The organism is Nocardiopsis sp. NPDC006139 (assembly GCF_040614155.1).
GTDB lineage: Bacteria > Actinomycetota > Actinomycetes > Streptosporangiales > Streptosporangiaceae > Nocardiopsis > Nocardiopsis changdeensis.
The window spans coordinates 160,172-177,143 of the sequence record NZ_JBEXTT010000013.1; the positions used below are offsets into that span (position 1 = coordinate 160,172).

A 16,972-nucleotide genomic window follows, 5' to 3' on the forward strand; every position below is an offset into this window, starting at 1 on the left:
ACCAGGGGAGAGTGCAAGGGGCGGGCGGGGCGCGCGGGGGCGGGGAGGGGCGTCGTGCCTGGTCAGGGGCAGGGGCTCAGGTTGGTAACGGAGCAGTGGGAACGCTGTGTTCCCATGAAGAATCTACGTCGTAAAGGCGGGGGTTCTTTTGACCAAAGGCCCATAACAACAAGAAGGCGTGCGGCTCCGCCGCACCCCTCTGCTGGTGAACAGCCTGGTTGGAGCCGGTCCGGGGCGGGTAGGTGCGGCGTGCACACCGGACGCCTACCGGGGAGGGTCACCGTGAAGCTCACCGAGGAACAGATCCGCGACGGCCTGGAGCGCCTGGACGGCTGGCAGCTGGATTCGCAGGGGCCGGTGCTGCGGCGCACCCTGCGTCTGGCGGACTTCCCGGCCGTCGTGTCTTTGGTGAACACCATCGCGCAGGCGGCGGAGCAGGTCGGCCACCACCCCGACATGGACATCCGTTACGACACCCTGCACCTGGCCCTGTCCACCCACTCGGTCGGGGCGATCACCGACAAGGACATGGCGCTGGCCGCGCGCATCGACGAGCTGGTGCCGCAGGGCTGAGGGGCGGAGCGCCGGCTCCGCCCCGGCGGGTCCCCGGGGTCCGGGGACCCCGGTCCGGTCAGCGCAGCCGGGACCGGCGCATCTTGCCCGAGGCGGTGCGCGGCAGCTCGGGCACGAAGTCCACCACGTCCGGTGCGGCGTGGGTGGCGAACCGGGTGCCCACCCAGTCCTTGAGTTCGGCGGCCAGCTCCTCGGAGGCCTCGGTGCCCGGGGCGAGCACGACGCGGGCGCCGATCAGCTGTCCGGCGAGTTCGTCGGGGATGGAGTACACGCCGCACTCGTCCACCGCGGGGTGCTCGTTGAGGACGGCCTCCACTTCGGTGGGGCCGATCCGGTAGCCGCGGCTGAGGATGGCGCCGTCGTCGCGGGTGGAGAAGAACAGCCATTCGCGGCGGTCCAGGATGCCGGTGTCGCCGGTGAGGTAGAAGGCCTTGTCGGGGGTGAAGCGGACCTGGGAGGCGGCGTCGTTGTCGAGGTAGCCGGTGAACCAGGCCAGGGGGCTGTGTTCGAGGTCGACGGCGATGCGGCCGTAGGCGCCCAGGGGGGCGGGTTCGTCGGAGATGGCCTCCAGGACGGTGACCTTCCAGCCGGGCAGGGCGGGGCCGATGGCGCCGGGGGTGGCGTCGCCGGTGTCCTGGCCGGTGTCGCCGTTGGGGATGCCGACGCACCAGCCGAGTTCGGTCTGGCCGAAGTGGTCGCGTACGGGGATGCCGAAGAGGTCGGTGACCCAGTCGATGACGTCGGGGGCGAGGGGTTCGCCGAAGCTGGTGAGGCGTTGGACGACGATCTCGGGGGGCAGGGTCTTGGTGGCGGCGCGCAGGGTGCGGTAGGTGGTGGGGTCGGCGGCGAGGTTGGTGACCTCGTACATGCCCAGGACGTCGAGGGTGAGTTCGGGGTCGAAGAATCCGGCTCGGAGGGCGATGGAGGCGTGTCCGGCGAGCAGGGGTGAGATGAGGCCGTGGTAGAGGCCGAAGGCGGAGCCGGGGTCGGCGGTGTTCCAGTAGGTGTCGTGGTCGTCGACGCCGAGGCCGTAGTGGTGGTAGGCGTGCATGGCGGCGAGGGCGCGGACGGGTACGGGGACGCCGCGGGGTGGGCCGACGAGTCCGGAGACGTAGACGATGGCGAGGAGGCCGTCGCCGCCGACGGCGGTGTCGGGGGTGGGGGGTGCGTCGGTGGTGGAGAGGGCGGTGAGGGTGGTGTCGCCGTCGCGGAGGGGGTGGGTGCCGGTGGTGGCGATGGTCCAGGGGGGTGTGTCGTCGGTGTCGAGTTTGGTGCGGTGGTGGTCGTCGACGATGACGAGGCGGGTGTGGGAGGAGGTGAGGCGTTCGCGGATGGCGGAGGGGGCGAAGGAGGTGAAGAGGGGGACGAGGACGGCGCCCAGGCGCCAGGTGGCGAGGGCGGTGACGGCGAGGTCGATGCCTTTGGGGATGAGGGTGGCGATGCGGTCGCCGGGGCGGATGCCGTGGGCGGCGAGTCCGTTGGCGAGGGCTTGGGAGCGTTCGCGGAGTTGGCCGTAGGTGAGGGTGGTGGGGGTGAGGTCGGGGCCGATCTGGGTGATGGCGGTGCGGTCGGGGTGGTGGCGGTCGCACAGCACGTGGGGTACCGAGGTGGTCGGGGAGTCGTAGGCGGTGAGCCACTCACGTACACGGTGTGCCGGGTGGGGCATCGGAGGTCGTCCTCGTCTCGGTGGGTGCGGTGCTAGGGGCGGGACATGTCAACACTATGCCCACTGTCCAGACCTTCTTGTGGGGGTGAAGGGGGTTTTCCCTGGGTGGGACGCGTGGTGTGGGGGTTCGGGTTCGTTTGTGGTCGTTGTGTTCGTGGTGGGTTTTCCGGGCACTCGCGTCGGGGGTGGGTGTTCGGCCATGATGTGCGGATGAACGCTGACATGGTGGCCGACCGGTTGGGTCTGGCGGAGGATGACCGTCGTTGGTTGATCGCGGCGCGGGGGTTGCCGGAGCCGTTGGAGCCGTTGCGGGTGCCGCAGGGGGCGGATGCGGAGCGGGTGTGGGACGAGTTCGGTCTGGAGCCGTTGGATCGGGCGGATGTGGCGGCGGTGTGGCCGGGGCCGTCGGGTGAGGGGTGGTCTGCGGAGGCGTGGGCGCTGGTGGTGGGTATGTACCGGCGTTTGGCGGCGGATGCGGGGTTGCCTGTGGGGACGTGGGTGGATTGGCCTTCGTTGGTGGGTTATGACGATGTGCGGGTGCGGGTGGCGTCGTTGGTGGCTTTTGCGGCGCGGGTGCCGGCGCAGTATGCGGCTCATGGTGCGTTGGGTGTGGATCCTGCGGTGACGCGGGCGACGCTGGCGGATGTGGGTGTGCAGGTGGGGCGTTCGCGGCGGATGTTCGGTCGGGTGGGTGTGGAGACGGCGTCGTGGGTGGCGGCGCAGTTCCGTGGGCGGTTGTTCTGGGTGGGCGGGTTGCAGTTGGAGCCTGCGGTGTTGGGGCCTCAGGGCGGGGTGGAGTGGTATTCGCGGGAGGAGGCGGCGGGGTTGGGTCCCGGTTTCGGGGTGGGGGATCCGGTGTTGCGGTTGCACATTCCGTCGGGTGGGTTGGATCCGGTGTCGGTGTCGGATGCGTTGGGGCGGGCGCGGCCTTTCGCGCGGGCGCATTTGGGGATGGATCCGGTGGTGGCGACGTGTACGTCGTGGTTGTTGGATCCGCGGTGGGGTGAGGTGTTGGGGGAGGGGTCGAACATCGTGGGGTTCCAGCGGCGGTTCACGTTGGTGGGTGGGGGTGTGCCGGGGGAGTCGGATGTGTTCCGGTTCGTGTTCGGGTTGCCTGAGGTGGATGTGGCGCGGGCGTCGCGGAGGACGCGTTTGGAGCGTGCGGTGGTGGAGCGTTTGGAGGCGGGTGGGGGCTGGCAGGTGCGGACGGGGTGGTTGCCGTTGGCGGGGTGAGTGTGCGGGGGGTGTCGGCGGTGTGGTCGGCGCCCCCTTTTTTTGTGGGGTGGGGTCATGTGGGGGGTGGGTGGGTGGTGTCGGGGTGGACGGTGGCGGTCTGGGTGGTGTGGCCGTGGCTGTCGCAGTCGGTGCAGGGGTGGGTGAGGAGGGTGGGGGTGAGGGTGTGGTCGTCTTCGAGGCGTGCGGTGATGAGGGTGCGGCGGCCGGTGCCTATGCAGGTGCGGCACAGGATGCGGATGTGCATGGGCGCAGGATAGGTTCCCGGTGGTGGTGGGTGCGGGGACGACACGGGGTCTTTGTCCCTGTTTCGGGTGTGGTCGTCCTGGGGGTGTGCGGCGGGGCGCTGTGGGCCGGTCGGGTGGGTGGTTCAGTCGTGGGCGGGCAGGGTGATGCAGCCGGTGCCGCCCAGGTCCAGGACGAGTCCGCGGGGGGTGCGGACCAGGCGCAGGACCAGGGTCTGGCAGGCGGGGCAGCAGGCGATGAGGCCGGGGCCGTCGGTGTAGACGTGCAGGCGGGCGAAGGCGCCGCGGTCGCCGCAGTGGGCGCAGAGGCGTTCGGCGGCGGTGATGTCGACGGCGAAGACCTCGGAGAGGGGGCCGGCGAGGACGTTGGCGTCCAGGTGGGTGCGGGTGGTGGGTGGGTTCATCGTCCGCCTCCGCTGCCGTAGCGTTCGGTTCGGATCCGGTGCGGGTCGTGGCCCAGGGCGAGGAGGCCGTCGGCGACGGTCTCGACGAAGGGGGTGGGTCCGCACACGAAGCACACGGGGGTGAGTTCGGCGGGGAGGCCGTGGGTGTTGAGGTCGGCGATGCTGAGTCGTTTGGGTCCGCGGGCCGATCCGGGGGGTGCGGTGCGGGTGTAGGCGAGGAAGACGTCGACGCCGGGTCCGGCGGCGGGTCCCAGTTCGGTGCGGTAGTAGCGGTCGTCGGGGGTGCGCAGGGAGTACAGGAGGCGGAAGAGGGCTCTGTTTCCGGTGCGGCGGCGTTCGCGGACCATGCCGGCCAGGGGGACGATGCCGGAGCCGCCGCCGATGAGGACGACGGGGTCGGGTGAGGTGGTGTCCCAGACGAACCAGCCGCCGAGGGGGCCGCGCAGTTCGACCTGGTCGCCTGGGGTGAAGTCGTGGACGAGGTAGGGGGAGACCTCTCCGTCGGGGTCGAGTTGGACGGTGATCTCCAGGCGGTCGGGGCCGGAGGCGGAGGCGATGGAGTAGGAGCGTTCGGCGGTGTAGCCGTCGGGGGCGCGCAGGCGCAGGTCGACGTGTTGTCCGGGGCGGTGGCCGGTCCAGCCGGGGACGGAGAGGACCAGGGTGCGGGCGGTGGGGGTCTCCCACCGGTCGGTTTCCAGGGTGGCCGGGGTCCAGGGGGCCATGGGTCAGTCCCCCTGGTAGCGCTGTTCGCGCCAGGGGTCGCCGTAGTCGTGGTAGCCGGCCTGTTCCCAGAAGCCGGGTTCGTCTTCGTGGTGGAGGGTGAGGCCGCTGATCCATTTGGCGGATTTCCAGAAGTACAGGTGGGGGACGAGGAGGCGGGCGGGGCCGCCGTGTTCGGGGGTGAGGGGGCGGCCGTCGAAGGTGTGGGCGATCCAGGCCTGGCCGTCGGTGAGGTCTTGGAGGGGGAGGTTGGTGGTGTAGCCGCCGTGGGAGTGGGCCAGGGCGTAGTCGGCGGTGGTCTCGACGTCGTGGAGGAGGGTGTCGAGGCTGACGCCGGTCCAGTCGGTGTCGAGTTTGGTCCAGCGGGTGACGCAGTGGATGTCGGTGTGGGGGTTCTCCTGGGGCAGGTCCAGGAGCTGCCGCCAGGTCCAGGTGTGGCGGGTGCCGGTCTCGGTGGTGATGGTGAGGGTCCAGGTGTCGGTGTCGACGCGGGGTGTGGGGCCCACGGTGAGGACGGGGAAGTCGTGGGTCTGGTACTGGCCGGGCGGGATGCGGTCGGGGTCGCCGCCGCGTCGTCCGTGGAAGCCCCTGGTGATGAGGTTCATGTGCGTGGTCCCTCGCCGGTGGTGGTGTCGTCCCGGGCGTCGTACCCGGGGGTGTGCCTGGTCAGGGGCGGGTGGGGGTAAAGGGATGGGCGGGTGCGGGGGCGGTGGGGCATGGGTGGGTGATGGCCTGGTCAGGGTGGGGGAATCGGCCGTTTGCGGGGGCGGTGCGGTGGAAAAGGGTGGCCCCGGGCCGCGGGAGCGCGGTCCGGGGTTCTTCCATGGGGGGATGGATGTCCGAGAAGAAGGTGGTCCTGGAGCAGGCCGCCCAGGAGTTCGCCGACGCCAACGCGAATCCGCCGTTCATCTACGAGCTGCCGCCGGAGCAGGGCCGGGAGGTCCTGGAGGGTGTGCAGAGCGGTGAGGGGGTGCCCAAGCCGGAGGTCGCCGACGAGTGGGTCACGGTGGAGGGCGGTCCGACGGGGCAGGTGCCGGTGCGGATCGTGCGCCCGGCGGGGGCGACCGGGACTTTGCCGGTGGTCTTCTACATCCACGGGGCGGGCTGGGTGTTCGGCAGTGCGAACACCCATGACCGGCTGGTGCGGGAGCTGGCGGTGCGGACGGGGGCGGCGGTGGTCTTCCCCGAGTACGACCGGGCGCCGGAGGCGAAGTATCCGACGGCGATCGAGCAGAACTACGCGGCGGCGCGGTGGGTGGTGGAGCACGGGGCGGGCAGGGGCCTGGACGGGTCGCGTATGGCGGTGTGCGGGGACTCGGTGGGCGGGAACATGTCGGCGGTGCTGGCGCTGATGTGCAAGGACCGCGGGGGTGTGGAGCTCAAGGGGCAGGCGCTGCTGTACCCGGTGACCGACGCGGATTTCGACACCGGTTCGTACCACGAGTTCGCGACGGGGTATTTCTTGAACCGGGACGGGATGATCTGGTTCTGGGACCAGTACACGACCGATCCGCAGGAGCGGGCGCAGATCTATGCCTCGCCGTTGCGGGCGTCGTTGGAGGAGTTGCGGGGTCTGCCGCCGGCGATGGTGCTCAATGGTGAGGCGGATGTGCTGCGTGATGAGGGTGAGGCGTACGCGCGCCGGTTGCGGGAGGCGGGGGTGCCGGTGACGGCGGTGCGCTTCCAGGGGATGATCCACGATTTCATGATGGTGGACAGCATGCGTGATACGCATGCGAACCGGGCGGCGCTGCTGTTGGTGTCGGATTTCCTGGCGGGGGTGCTGGGGGTCCGGCCGTCGGTGCCGCGTCAGCAGGCGGGGCGGACGGGGGCGGCGGTGCGCTGACGGTCGTGGTGTGCGGGGGCGGGGCCCGGTGGGGCCCCGCCTTTCGCGTGTGGTTCAGGTGGGGTCGATGGCGGTGTTCTGGCCTGCGGCGATGCGCCATCCGTGGGGGGTGCGGGCGAGGATGTACAGGGCGCGTCCGTGGGGGCCGGGGGCGGGGTGGCCGGTGGTGTCGACGGGGGTCTGGTGGACGTTGGCGGCGATGAGGTCGGGGGACAGGGCCAGGAGTTTGACGACGTCGTAGCGGGCGCGGGAGTCGGCGAGGGGGCCGGTCATGGCTTTTTCGGCGAAGGCGGTGATCTGGGTGCGGCCGTCCAGGCGTGTGCCGGCGGCGTTGGTCCAGGAGGCGTGGTCGGTGTAGAGGGCGCCCAGGGCGTGGGGGTCGTTGGTGTTGAAGGCGTCCTGTAGGGCGTGGACGGTGGCGGTGGCGTCGGTGCGGTCGGTGTCGGTGATGGGGCCGACTGTCATGGTGGTCATGGGGTGCTCCGGTGGTGGTCGGGTGGGGCCCGTGGGGGCGGGGTGTCGCCGACCATTCGACAACCTCGACCAATGTTGAGGTCAAGGGGTGGGGTCACAGGGTCTTGCGGTAGCGCAGGGCGGGGCGGCCGGAGTCGAAGCGGTCCGGGCCCAGGGGCTGCCAGCCGGTGGATTCGTACAGGGCGCGGGCGGCGGTGTTGGCGGGCGCGACCTGCAGGGTGACGGCGTCGGCGGTCCGGGCCAGGTGTTCCAGGGTGGTGTCCAGCAGCAGGCGTCCCCGGCCGCCGCCCTGGAGGGCGGGGGCGATGGCGAGGTAGGCCAGGTGGGCGGTGCGGTCGGTGCCGGTGGGCAGGTGGGTGAGGGTGTAGCCGCCCGGGGAATGGCCGGGGGCATGCAGGAGCAGGAGCAGGCTGGGGGTGTGCCGGAGTGCGCGGTGGGCGCGGGCGCGGGCCTGTGGGTCGGGTGCGGTGCCGTCGCGGTGGGCGAGGGCGGCGGTCCACAGGTCGGCGCAGGCGGGGTGGTCGGCGGTGGTGCCCGGGGTGATGGTGTGGGTGATGGCGGTGCCTTTCGGGTGTGATGGTGCGCACTGCGGTGCGGGCGGCGGGGGGTGCGGTTCAGGGGCGGGGGCGGGCGAGGTCGGCGGCCAGGCCGGTCAGGAGGGTCAGGGCGGCGGTGACGGCGGGGTGGGTGCGCGAGCCGCGGCGGGTGCAGGTGAGGATTTTGCGCGCGGGGGACGGCTTACCCTTCAGGGGGACGCGTGTGATGGGCAGGGCGGGCAGGTCGGCCAGGCGGGGGATGAGTGCGACTCCCAGGCCGTGGGCGACCAGGGCGGCGACCGCGCTCCACTCGCGGGCCCGGTGGGGGCCGTGGGGGGTGAAGCCGGCGGCGCCGCAGGCGGACATGGCGTGTGCGTGGCAGGTGGTGTCGGGGGGCGGTAGGACCCAGGTCTGGTCGGCGGCCTGTGCCAGGGGTACCTCGGTGAGGTCGGCCAGGGGGTGGCCGTGGGGGACCACGAGGTCCAGGACGTCGTCCAGGAGGGGTGTCTGGTCGAAGCGGGTGTCGGTGGGCGGGGGGACGCCGGGGGCGGCTTCGATGACGGCGAGTTCGACCTCGCCCTGGAAGAGCAGGTCCAGGGCGGGTCCGGGTTCGGTCTCGGTGAGGCGTACGTCCAGTCGGGGGTGGTCGGCTGAGAGGCGGGCAGCCATGGGGGCCAGTAGGCGGGACATCACGACGGGGAAGCAGGCGACGCGCAGGAGTCCGGCGGGTTCGGTGCCCAGGCCGCGGATCTGGATCTCGGCCTGTTCCCAGCGGGCGGTGATGTCGTCGGCGTGGGTGAGCAGGTCGTGGGCGGCGGGGGTGAGCCGTACGCCGCGGCCGCGGGGTTCGAGCAGGGGGACGCCGAGTTCTCCGGCGAGCAGGCGGATCTGTTGGGAGGCGGCCGAGGTGGTCATGTGGAGGGCTTCGGCTGCGGCGGTGACGGTTCCGTAGTGGGCGACGGCGCGTAGGACGCGCAGGCGCCGTAGGTCGATCATGTAGTCCATGCTTCATGGTCTTGTCCAGAAATTCAACGTGGACATTGATGGTGTGGAGAGGGAGGCTGGAGGGGTCCGGTCTCCGAGGAGAAGGAATCGAGGACGACGATGACGAGCACCTGCCCGCACTGCGGCTGGCCCGACTCCCAGCCCTTCCGTGTGGTGTCCCGGCATGCCACGGCGGCCGGGTCGACGGTGTGGGTGCGCTGTGCGTGCGGTTCCCTGCAGGTCCGCGAGGTGGGCGTGGCGGGGGTGCGCGTGGTCTCGCGCGGGCGTCCGGACCTGGTGCCGGGCGGTGACGGCTGCCCGGCCTGAGGGCCGGTGTCGGCGTCCGGGCCGTGCTTCGACCCCCGTTGCGCTGCGGCCCGCCCGTCGGGTGGCAGGAGGTCCTCAGAGGTCCTCAACGGGCGGCCTGCGGCCGCGGCCCGGCCACCGTACCCGGTACGCCCGAGGGCGGGGTCTCCGGAACCTCCGTTGCGGTCCTCGCCCGCCCGTCACCCGCCGCCCCCTCGACGGCCGCAGGCCTTGCTCGGGGACCGCTCCCGCGGGGCCTGGAGAACCCCGCCGGGTGTTCCGCACGGGAGAGCGTCCGAAGCAGGCTCTAGGCTCGTCCCGGACGTGTCGTCGATGCGGCGGGAGGGTCGCCATGGACGGGCAGGAGGGGGTGCCTGCGACCGAGTTCCCCCGGCGGATGGGCAAGGTGGCGCCGCGTGAGCTGGCGCTGCACGGCTACACCCGGTTCGAGCACCTGACGCGGGTGACGGCGGCGGATCTGCTGAAGATCCACGGGGTGGGCCCCAAGGCGGTGCGGATCCTGGAGGAGGAGCTGGCCGCCCGGGGCCTGTCCTTCGCCTCCCCCGGCCGGTGAGGGCCGTGGTGGGGGGTGGTGCGGAAATCGTGGCGCGGGGGTGGTCCGCGATACGGTTACGACCATGAACGACACCCCGACACGACCGTCCACGTCGGTTGAGGACTACGTGAAGGTCATCTACGACCTGCAGGAGCGCGGTACCGGTCCGGTGACCATCTCCGGGATGGCGGAGCGGTTGTCGGTCTCCAACTCCTCGGTGTCGGGGATGCTGCGCAAGCTGGGCGATCTGGGGTTGGTGGACCACCGCCGGTACGGGTCGGTGCGCCTGACCGAGGAGGGGACCAAGGCGGCGCTGTCGGTGCTGCGCCGCCACCGTCTGCTGGAGACGTACCTGGTGGCGGCGCTGGGCTATTCCTGGGACGAGGTGCACGACGAGGCCGAGATCCTGGAGCACGTGGTGTCGGACAAGTTCGTGGACCGTATCGCGTCGTATCTGGGCGATCCGGTGGTCGATCCGCACGGTGATCCGATCCCCACGAGTGACGGGCGTGTGGTGGAGCGGCCCTCGGTGCTGCTGTCGGAGGCCGAGGAGGGTGTGGAGGGCACGGTGGTGCGGGTCAACGACACCGACCCCGACCTGTTGCGGTACCTGGCCGATATCGAGATCGGGATCGGGATGACGGTGCGGGTCGAGGAGCGGCTGCCCTTCGCGGGGTCGTTGCGCATCACGGTGCGTTCGGGTCCGGGGGGCCGGGGGCGGGACCGGTCGTTGGGGCTGGTGGCCGCCGAGGCCCTGTGGATCGCGCCGGCGGAGTCCTGACCCCCTTGTGGGGCCCGCCCTGGGGGCGGGTCCCACAAGGGGTGTGTCATGCCTGGGGGACCGCTCCGGGGGTGCCGTCGGCGATGGTGAACCGGGCCAGGTCGGTGATGGGCGCCCCGGGTGTGGAGACGCGTTCCACGGTGCGGTAGTCGGCCTGCCAGTGGGTGGGTGTGAGGGTGTTGCGGACGTAGCCGCGGGTGCGGTCGATGAACTTGATGTGGGGGTTCTCGGCGAGCTGGACGGCGTCGCCGGGGTTGTGGTGGGTGCCGTCGCCGCCGCTGGTGAAGGAGGTGCCGACGAGTTCGGTGGCGACGGTGGCGGAGGCGGGGTCGTCGAAGTCGGCCTTGATGTCGACGACGTAGTTGGCGTGCACGTCGCCGGTGATGACCACGGGGTTGCGCACGCCGGCCAGGTGGTCGCGGACCTGGTCGCGTTCGGCCTTGTAGTTGTCCCAGGCGTCGTCGCTGAAGCTGCGGGGGGTGCCGGCGGCGAAGTCGCGCTGGGAGAAGAACACCTGCTGGGCGAGGATGTTCCACTGGGCGGGGGTGGTGGCCAGTGCGTCCAGCAGCCAGTTTTTCTGTTCGGCGCCCAGGAGGGTGCGGTCGGGGTCCTCGCGGTCGGGGGTGGACTGTACGTCGCGGTACTGGCGGGTGTCGAGCAGGTGCAGGCGGGCCAGGCGTCCGAAGGTCAGGGTGCGGTACAGGTGCAGGTCGGGGCCGTGGGGGCGTTGGGCGGGCCGTAGGGGCATGTGTTCGTAGTAGGCCTTGAGGGCGGCGGCGCGGCGGCGGGTGAACTCGGGTGAGGGCTGTCCGCCGTGGGGGTGGTCGTCGGCCCAGTTGTTCTCCAGTTCGTGGTCGTCGAAGACGACGGCCCAGGGGAAGGCGGCGTGGGCGGCCTGGAGGTCGGTGTCGGTTTTGTACTGGGCGTGGCGGATGCGGTAGCCGGGCAGGTCGTGGACTTCATGGGCGGGGATGTGGGGGCGGCCGGCCGTTCCGGTCTCGCCGGTCTCGTAGATGTAGTCGCCCAGGAACGCGACGAGGTCGAGGTCCTCGTCGGCGAGGTGGCGTTGGGCGGTGTAGTGGCCGTGGGTGAAGCTCTGGCAGCTGGCGAACGCGAAGGCGAAGCGGTCGGTGCGGGCGCCGGGGGCGGGGGTGGTGCGGGTGCGTCCGACGGGGCTGATGTGGGTGCCGGTGCGGAAGCGGTAGTGGTAGTGGGCGCCGGGGCGCAGGCCGCGGGCCTCGATGTGGACGGTGTGGGCGTCGTCGGGGCCGGTGGTGGCGGTGCCCGAGGCGGTGGGGCGGGTGAAGTGTTCGTCTTCGGCGATCTGCCAGTGGACGTCGACGGCCTGGTCGGGCATGCCGCCGCGGCCGTCGGGGGCGAGGGGGTCGGGGGCCAGGCGGGTCCACAGGACGACGCTGGTGTGGTCGGGGTCGCCGGAGGCGACGCCGAGGGTGAAGGGGTCGGTGCGCGGGGCCGGGCGGGGGGCGGCCGCGGCGGCGGGGGTGTTCCAGGGGGTGGCGCCGGCCAGGGCGGCGGCGCCCAGGGCCGCGCCGCCGGCCAGGACGCGGCGGCGGGTGATGGGGGTGTCCGGCATGGGTTCTCCTCGGTGCGGGTCGGTGCCCGCCGGGGGTGGCGGGGCCGTGTTCCATCCGGTCACAGGGGGGCGAACTCTCCGGTCTTGCCGGAGTGAACATCTTCTGACATGGGGTGACGAATCGGTGGCGGTGCGCGACGGTTCGGGGGAACCTTTTGCCGTCGCGGGGGCGGGGTGTGCATGATCGGTGTGTTCACCGGTCGTGATGCGAGGGCGCACCATCCCCTGGTCCCGGTCCCGGTTCCGGTCCCTTCGGGTGTGCGCCGCCCCTGCCCCTGCGCTGGGGGCGGGGGCGGCGTATGCTGGCGGCATGCGCAAGCGACATTAAGTCCTACGACGGTCTTCGGTCCGTGCCCGGGCCCCGCCCGGGGGCACCGCTCTTTGGTGTCCCTGCACGTTCGACCGAAAGACCTCATCCATGATTGTCAAGTCCGTGCGCGCCCCGGGCGCGCGCGTGTTCCGGCTGACCGGGCCGCTGTACGTGTACGCGGCGGCGGAGGAGTTCGTCCTCCTGTATCCGGTGTACGCCCTGCTGTTCGCCGACCACGGCCTGTCGGTGGCGCAGATCGGTTCCCTTTTCATGCTCTGGTCCGGGGTGGGGCTGGTGTTCTCGGTGCCGGCCGGGGCTCTGGCCGACGTCGTCCCGCGCCGGTACCTGTTGGCGGCGGCCCCGGTGTTCACGGCCGCCGGTTTCGCCCTGTGGCTGCTGGCGCCGGGCTATGGTGCGTTCGCTGCGGGGTTCGTGCTGTGGGGGGTGGGGGGTTCCCTGTCCTCGGGCTGCCTTGAGGCGTTGGTCCACGACGAGCTGGCCCGCCGTGGTGCGGTGGGCCGTTACGCGCGGGTGATGGGTGTGGCCCGGGCGCTGGGGGTGGCGGCGGTGGGTGCGGCCACCCTGGTCGCGGTGCCGGTGATGGCCTGGGGCGGGTACGCGGCGGTGGGTGCGGCCAGTGTGGCGGTGTGCGGGGTGTGCGCGCTGGCCGGTCTGGTGCTGCCCGAGTACCGTCCGGGCCCGGGGGGCGCCTTGGGGGCGCCGGGTGTGGTGGGGGCGGGTCCGCACCGGCCCCACCACCCCTCCGCCCCGGCCGTCCCGGCCGCCGCGGAGGCCGGTGGGGACGGGGATGAGGACCCCGAGCCCGCCACGTTGCGGGAGTACGGTGCGGTCCTGCGCGCCGGGCTGGTGCAGGTGCGCCGGGACCGGCGGGTGCGGGGCGCTGTCGTGCTGCTGGTGGTGGTGACCTCCTTCTGGGGGATGCTGGACGAGTACGTGCCGTTGCTGGTGTCGGGTCACGGGGTGGCGGCCGCGGGGGTGCCCGCGGTGCTGGCGGTGGTGTGGGCGGGGGTGACGGTGGGCGGTCTGCTGGCCGGCCCGGTCTCGCGTCTGCCGGCCGGTGTGTTCGCGGTGCTGCTGGGTGCGGCGGCGGTGGCCGTGGCGTCGGGGGCCCTGGTGGGCGGTGCCGTGGGGTGGGTGCTGCTGGGTGCGGGGTTCGGTGTGTGCCAGGCGGCCTGTGTGGTGGCCGATGCCCGGTTGCAGGAGCGGATCACGGGGTCGAGCCGGGCCACGGTGACGTCGGTGGCGGGGCTGGGCACGGATCTGGTGACGACGGCGGCGTATCCGTTGTACGCGGTGGTGTTCGCGCTGACCGGTCACGGGTGGGCGTTCGCGGTGTTCGCGGCGCCCTATCTGGTGGCGGCGTGGGTGCTGGGGCGCAGGGGGCGTTCGGGCGGGTAGGAAAGTTTCGCCGGTCGGGTCGCGGGGGGATGATTCCTGCGATGAAGTCGCCGCGGGGGCCGAACCCGACCGGTGCCCGGGGCGTCTCCTCCTGTGATCGGGTGTCCTGGACCCCGAGGGGGCGTGGTGTTCGCCACGCGGGCGCCGTGGCCGAGGACGGAGGTCGCGGTGCGCGGGGGCCGTAGGTGTCGAGGGACCGCCTACGGCCCTTTCCCGTTGGTGTGCGGTACCCCACGGATCGATGCTCTTGCGCGCGTGAATAGCATCGTTTCTTGTGGCACATCAGACGAACCCGGTGAACGGTGACGGAACGGGTACAGCCCGCGTGCGCGGTATCGACGTCCACTATGTGGACCGCGGCGTGGGCTATCCGCTGCTGTTCGTGCACGGGCACCCCTTCGACCACACCTTGTGGGAGCCGCAGGTCCGGGCGCTGGCCGGGCGCGGTTTCCGGGTGGTCGTGCCGGATCTGCGCGGGTACGGCCGTACGACGGTCGTCCCGGGGGTCACCACCATGGATGTTTTCGCCCGTGACCTGGCGGCCCTGCTGGAGCATGTGGGGTTGGACTCGGTGGGGGTGGTGGGGTTGTCGATGGGCGGCCAGATCGCCCTGGAGCTGTGCCGGCTCTTCCCGGACCGGGTGGACTCCCTGACGCTGGCGGCCACCAACCCCTATGCCGAGACCGAGCAGGGGCGGGCGTCGCGGCGGGCGGTGGCGGCGCGGCTGCGGGCCGAGGGGATGGTGGGCTACACCGACGAGATGCTGGTGGGCATGATGACCGAGGCCAATGTGCGGGCGCTGCCCGCGGTGGCCGACCATGTGCGCGCGATGATGTACGCGGCGCCGCCGGAGGGTGCGGCTGCGGCGCTGCTGGGCCGGGCCGAGCGGACCGACCACCTGCCGTTGCTGCGGCGTATCTCGGCGCCGACGCTGTTGGTGGCGGGGCAGGAGGACGGGTTCACGCCGCCGGAGTTCACCGAGGCGATGCATGTGCGCATCCCCGATTCGGTGGTGGAGATCATCGAGGGGGCGGGGCACCTGCCCAATCTGGAGCGGCCCGAGCGGTTCAACGAGGTGCTGCGCCGGTTCCTGGAGCGTTCGCGTACGCGGTTGAGCCGGACCGGTATCTGACCCGCCGCCCCCGCCCCCGTCCCCGTTTTTCGGGGGGCGGGGGCGGTGCGCGTCAGTGGTGCTGGGTGTGCAGGTCCAGTCGGCGGGGGACCAGGGCGAAGACCGCGGCGGCGGCGGTGAGCATCACGAGTGCGCCGATGAGGCCGGTCAGGGACAGGGAGTCGGTGAACGCGGTGCCGGCGCGGGCGGCCAGTTCGGCGGTGCCGGTGTGTTCGGCGATCTCCAGGGCGGCGCCCAGGGATTCGCGGGCGTGGGCCAGTTCGGTGGTGGTGGGGCCGGTGATGCCGGCGGTGTCCAGGCGGGCGCGGTAGAGGGCGGCGGCGATGGAGCCCAGGACGGCCACTCCCAGGACGTTGCCCAGGTCGTAGGCGGTCTCTTCGATGGCTGCGGCGTTGCCGGCCTTGGCGGCGGGGGTGCCGGACATGATGATGGCCGAGGCGATGGTGAGGGCGCCGGCGCCGCAGCCGATGAGCAGCAGTGCGGTCAGGACGACGGGGACCAGGGGCGGGGCCAGGTGGAGCAGGGCCAGGCCCGCTCCGGCCACGGCCAGTCCGCCGGACAGGGCGGCGCGCGCCCCGATGAGGTCGGCCACCCGGGGTGCCAGGGGTGAGGCGATCACGGCGCCCGCGGCCATGGGGGTGAGGTGGATCCCGGCCATGAACGGCGACAGCATCAGGACCAGTTGGAGCCATTGGGCGACCAGGAGCAGCAGGGCCGCCATGGCCAGCATGGAGGTGAGTGCGGCCAGGACCCCGGCGGTGAACTGGGGGCGGGCGAACAGGCGCACGTCCAGCAGGGGGTCGGGGCGGCGCAGGCAGCGCAGGACGAACCAGGTGAGCACGGCCAGGGCGGCGGCGAGGGCGGCCCAGGCGGCGGGGTCGCCGGGGCCGGCCTTGGCGAAGTGTTTGATGGCCCAGACCAGGGCGACCATGCCGACGATGGCCTGCACGGTGGCGGTGGCGTCCCAGGTGCCGGGGGCGGGGTCGCGGGCCTCGGGGAGCAGGAGCAGGCCGGCGGCCAGGGCGGCGGCCATGACGGGCACGTTGACCAGGAACGCGGCGTGCCAGGTGAAGTGTTCCAGGAGCAGTCCGCCCAGGATGGGGCCCACGGCCATGCCCAGGGAGGAGGTGGCGGCCCAGACGCCCAGGGCGGTGGCGCGTTCGCGCGGGTCGGGGAAGAGGCTGCGGATCATGGACAGGGTGGTGGGCATGATCATGGCGCCGCCGGCGCCCAGGAGGGAGCGTACGGCGATGACGGCGGCGGGGGTGTCGGCGAGCAGGACCAGGAGGGAGGCGCCGCCGAACACGGTGAATCCGGTGAGCAGGAGGAGGCGGCGGCCCCACCGGTCGGCCAGGGCGCTCATGGGGACGAGCAGGCCGGCCAGGACCAGGGAGTAGATGTCGATGATCCACAGCTGTTGGGCGGCGGTGGGGCGCAGGTGGGCGGCCAGGTCGGGGAGGGCGACGTTGAGGACGGTCATGTCCATGGCGACCACGAGGAGGCCGGCGGACAGGACGGCCAGGCCGGCCCAGCGGCGGCGCCGGGTCGGGGTGGTGGTGGGCGGGGGGTGGGCGGTCATGGGGTCCTCGGGTGGGCGGTGTGCAGGAGGGCGGTGATGGAGCGGTAGAGGGTGTCGGTGTCCAGGGGGGTGTCGTGCAGGAGGGCGTGGATGAGGGCGCCGTCGGTGAAGACGGCGACGGCGTGGGCGGTGTGGGGGTCGGTGTAGGCGGTCAGGGCGTCGACGAGGCCGTTGAACCAGGTCAGGGCCAGGGGGCGGAGGGCGGGGTCGTCGGCTGCTGCGGCGGCGAGGGCGAAGTCGGTGGCGACCTGGTCGCGGTCGGCGAGGTAGTGGGCGATGAGGTCGCATAGGCCGCGGGGGTCGCCGTGGTGGTCGGCCAGGGTGGTGCGTACCTGTTCCAGCCAGGTGTCGCTTTCGCGGGTGAGGTGTTCCAGGGCGGCGGTCTTGAGTTCGGTGAGGGAGGAGAAGTAGTAGGTGGTGGAGCCGAGGGGGACCTGGGCGCGGGCGGCGACGCGGCGGTGGGTGAGGTGGGCGGCGCCTTCGCCGACGATGAGGTCGGCGGCGGCCTCGATGATGGCGCGGCGGCGGCGTCGGGGGTCGCGGGGGCGGGGTGAGCCGCGGTCGGTGTCGGTCACGGGGGCGCTCCACGGTTTCTGGAACAAACGTACATGTAC

19 protein-coding genes are annotated in these 16,972 nt (G+C 72.2%); 8 read left to right on the forward strand and 11 right to left on the reverse strand.

Annotation, left to right across the window (positions count from 1 at the left end):
- Positions 1 to 282: 282 nt before the first annotated feature.
- A complete protein-coding gene (locus ABZ249_RS19135) occupies positions 283 to 573 on the forward strand; it encodes a 4a-hydroxytetrahydrobiopterin dehydratase (protein WP_220561306.1) in 291 nt (96 codons plus the stop codon).
- 58 nt (positions 574 to 631) lie between these two features.
- Here ABZ249_RS19135 and ABZ249_RS19140 read toward each other — a convergent pair whose 3' ends face one another.
- On the reverse strand, positions 632 to 2,239 hold the full coding sequence (locus ABZ249_RS19140) for an AMP-binding protein (RefSeq protein WP_220561305.1): 1,608 nt from the start codon (positions 2,237 to 2,239) through the stop codon (positions 632 to 634).
- Between the two features lie 210 nt (positions 2,240 to 2,449).
- Between ABZ249_RS19140 and ABZ249_RS19145 the strand changes: the two genes are divergently transcribed.
- On the forward strand, positions 2,450 to 3,472 hold the full coding sequence (locus ABZ249_RS19145; protein WP_220561304.1) for an acyltransferase domain-containing protein: 1,023 nt from the start codon (positions 2,450 to 2,452) through the stop codon (positions 3,470 to 3,472).
- Positions 3,473 to 3,527: 55 nt separating this feature from the next.
- Here the strand turns inward: ABZ249_RS19145 and ABZ249_RS19150 are convergent, their stop codons facing one another.
- The 4 genes from ABZ249_RS19150 to ABZ249_RS19165 all read right to left on the reverse strand — a co-directional run bounded on the left by ABZ249_RS19150 (position 3,528) and on the right by ABZ249_RS19165 (position 5,446).
- Positions 3,528 to 3,719 (reverse strand): hypothetical protein, encoded by a 192-nt coding sequence (locus ABZ249_RS19150; protein ID WP_355264486.1) that lies wholly within the window; start codon positions 3,717 to 3,719, stop codon positions 3,528 to 3,530.
- A gap of 123 nt (positions 3,720 to 3,842) precedes the next feature.
- Positions 3,843 to 4,121 (reverse strand): DUF6510 family protein, encoded by a 279-nt coding sequence (locus tag ABZ249_RS19155; protein ID WP_355264488.1) that lies wholly within the window; start codon positions 4,119 to 4,121, stop codon positions 3,843 to 3,845.
- The gene (locus ABZ249_RS19160) at positions 4,118 to 4,843 is read right to left on the reverse strand and encodes a ferredoxin reductase (protein ID WP_355264491.1); all 726 of its coding nucleotides are present in this window, start codon (positions 4,841 to 4,843) and stop codon (positions 4,118 to 4,120) included. Before ABZ249_RS19160 ends, ABZ249_RS19155 begins: the two co-directional genes overlap by 4 nt.
- Before the next feature lie 3 nt (positions 4,844 to 4,846).
- On the reverse strand, positions 4,847 to 5,446 hold the full coding sequence (locus tag ABZ249_RS19165) for a molybdopterin-dependent oxidoreductase (protein ID WP_355264494.1): 600 nt from the start codon (positions 5,444 to 5,446) through the stop codon (positions 4,847 to 4,849).
- A gap of 230 nt (positions 5,447 to 5,676) precedes the next feature.
- Between ABZ249_RS19165 and ABZ249_RS19170 the strand changes: the two genes are divergently transcribed.
- Positions 5,677 to 6,687 (forward strand): alpha/beta hydrolase, encoded by a 1,011-nt coding sequence (locus tag ABZ249_RS19170; RefSeq protein WP_355264497.1) that lies wholly within the window; start codon positions 5,677 to 5,679, stop codon positions 6,685 to 6,687.
- Between the two features lie 54 nt (positions 6,688 to 6,741).
- On the opposite strand, the gene ABZ249_RS19175 is transcribed toward ABZ249_RS19170, so the two are convergent.
- The 3 genes from ABZ249_RS19175 to ABZ249_RS19185 form a co-directional block, all read right to left on the reverse strand.
- On the reverse strand, positions 6,742 to 7,161 hold the full coding sequence (locus tag ABZ249_RS19175) for an SgcJ/EcaC family oxidoreductase (RefSeq protein WP_355264500.1): 420 nt from the start codon (positions 7,159 to 7,161) through the stop codon (positions 6,742 to 6,744).
- A gap of 94 nt (positions 7,162 to 7,255) precedes the next feature.
- Complete coding sequence (locus ABZ249_RS19180) at positions 7,256 to 7,717, reverse strand: GNAT family N-acetyltransferase (RefSeq protein WP_355264627.1); 462 nt, start codon at positions 7,715 to 7,717, stop codon at positions 7,256 to 7,258.
- A gap of 58 nt (positions 7,718 to 7,775) precedes the next feature.
- Positions 7,776 to 8,693, reverse strand: a complete 918-nt coding sequence (locus ABZ249_RS19185) for a LysR family transcriptional regulator (protein ID WP_355264503.1) — start codon at positions 8,691 to 8,693, stop codon at positions 7,776 to 7,778.
- Positions 8,694 to 8,801: 108 nt separating this feature from the next.
- On the opposite strand from ABZ249_RS19185, the gene ABZ249_RS19190 reads away from it, so the two are divergent.
- The 3 genes from ABZ249_RS19190 (at position 8,802) to ABZ249_RS19200 (ending at position 10,324) form a co-directional block, all read left to right on the forward strand.
- Entirely contained in the window at positions 8,802 to 9,008 is a 207-nt protein-coding gene (locus ABZ249_RS19190; RefSeq protein ID WP_355264506.1) for a hypothetical protein, read from the forward strand.
- Positions 9,009 to 9,339: 331 nt separating this feature from the next.
- Positions 9,340 to 9,561, forward strand: coding sequence for a hypothetical protein (locus tag ABZ249_RS19195; RefSeq protein WP_355264509.1), 222 nt, complete (start codon positions 9,340 to 9,342; stop codon positions 9,559 to 9,561).
- A gap of 64 nt (positions 9,562 to 9,625) precedes the next feature.
- Positions 9,626 to 10,324 (forward strand): metal-dependent transcriptional regulator, encoded by a 699-nt coding sequence (locus ABZ249_RS19200; RefSeq protein WP_220561295.1) that lies wholly within the window; start codon positions 9,626 to 9,628, stop codon positions 10,322 to 10,324.
- A 46-nt stretch (positions 10,325 to 10,370) separates the two neighbouring features.
- On the opposite strand, the gene ABZ249_RS19205 is transcribed toward ABZ249_RS19200, so the two are convergent.
- A complete protein-coding gene (locus ABZ249_RS19205) occupies positions 10,371 to 11,918 on the reverse strand; it encodes an alkaline phosphatase D family protein (RefSeq protein ID WP_355264512.1) in 1,548 nt (515 codons plus the stop codon).
- Positions 11,919 to 12,336: 418 nt separating this feature from the next.
- Here ABZ249_RS19205 and ABZ249_RS19210 point away from each other — a divergent pair, with 418 nt between their 5' ends.
- Together ABZ249_RS19210 and ABZ249_RS19215 are read left to right on the forward strand one after the other, a co-directional pair.
- Positions 12,337 to 13,647: an MFS transporter gene (locus ABZ249_RS19210; RefSeq protein WP_355264515.1), complete on the forward strand. Its 1,311-nt coding sequence runs from the start codon at positions 12,337 to 12,339 to the stop codon at positions 13,645 to 13,647.
- 325 nt (positions 13,648 to 13,972) lie between these two features.
- Complete coding sequence (locus ABZ249_RS19215) at positions 13,973 to 14,779, forward strand: alpha/beta fold hydrolase (protein WP_355264518.1); 807 nt, start codon at positions 13,973 to 13,975, stop codon at positions 14,777 to 14,779.
- A gap of 52 nt (positions 14,780 to 14,831) precedes the next feature.
- On the opposite strand, the gene ABZ249_RS19220 is transcribed toward ABZ249_RS19215, so the two are convergent.
- Both ABZ249_RS19220 and ABZ249_RS19225 read right to left on the reverse strand, forming a co-directional pair.
- Entirely contained in the window at positions 14,832 to 16,358 is a 1,527-nt protein-coding gene (locus tag ABZ249_RS19220) for an MFS transporter (protein WP_355264521.1), read from the reverse strand.
- Positions 16,355 to 16,933 (reverse strand): TetR family transcriptional regulator, encoded by a 579-nt coding sequence (locus ABZ249_RS19225; RefSeq protein ID WP_355264524.1) that lies wholly within the window; start codon positions 16,931 to 16,933, stop codon positions 16,355 to 16,357. Before ABZ249_RS19225 ends, ABZ249_RS19220 begins: the two co-directional genes overlap by 4 nt.
- Positions 16,934 to 16,972: the final 39 nt, after the last annotated feature.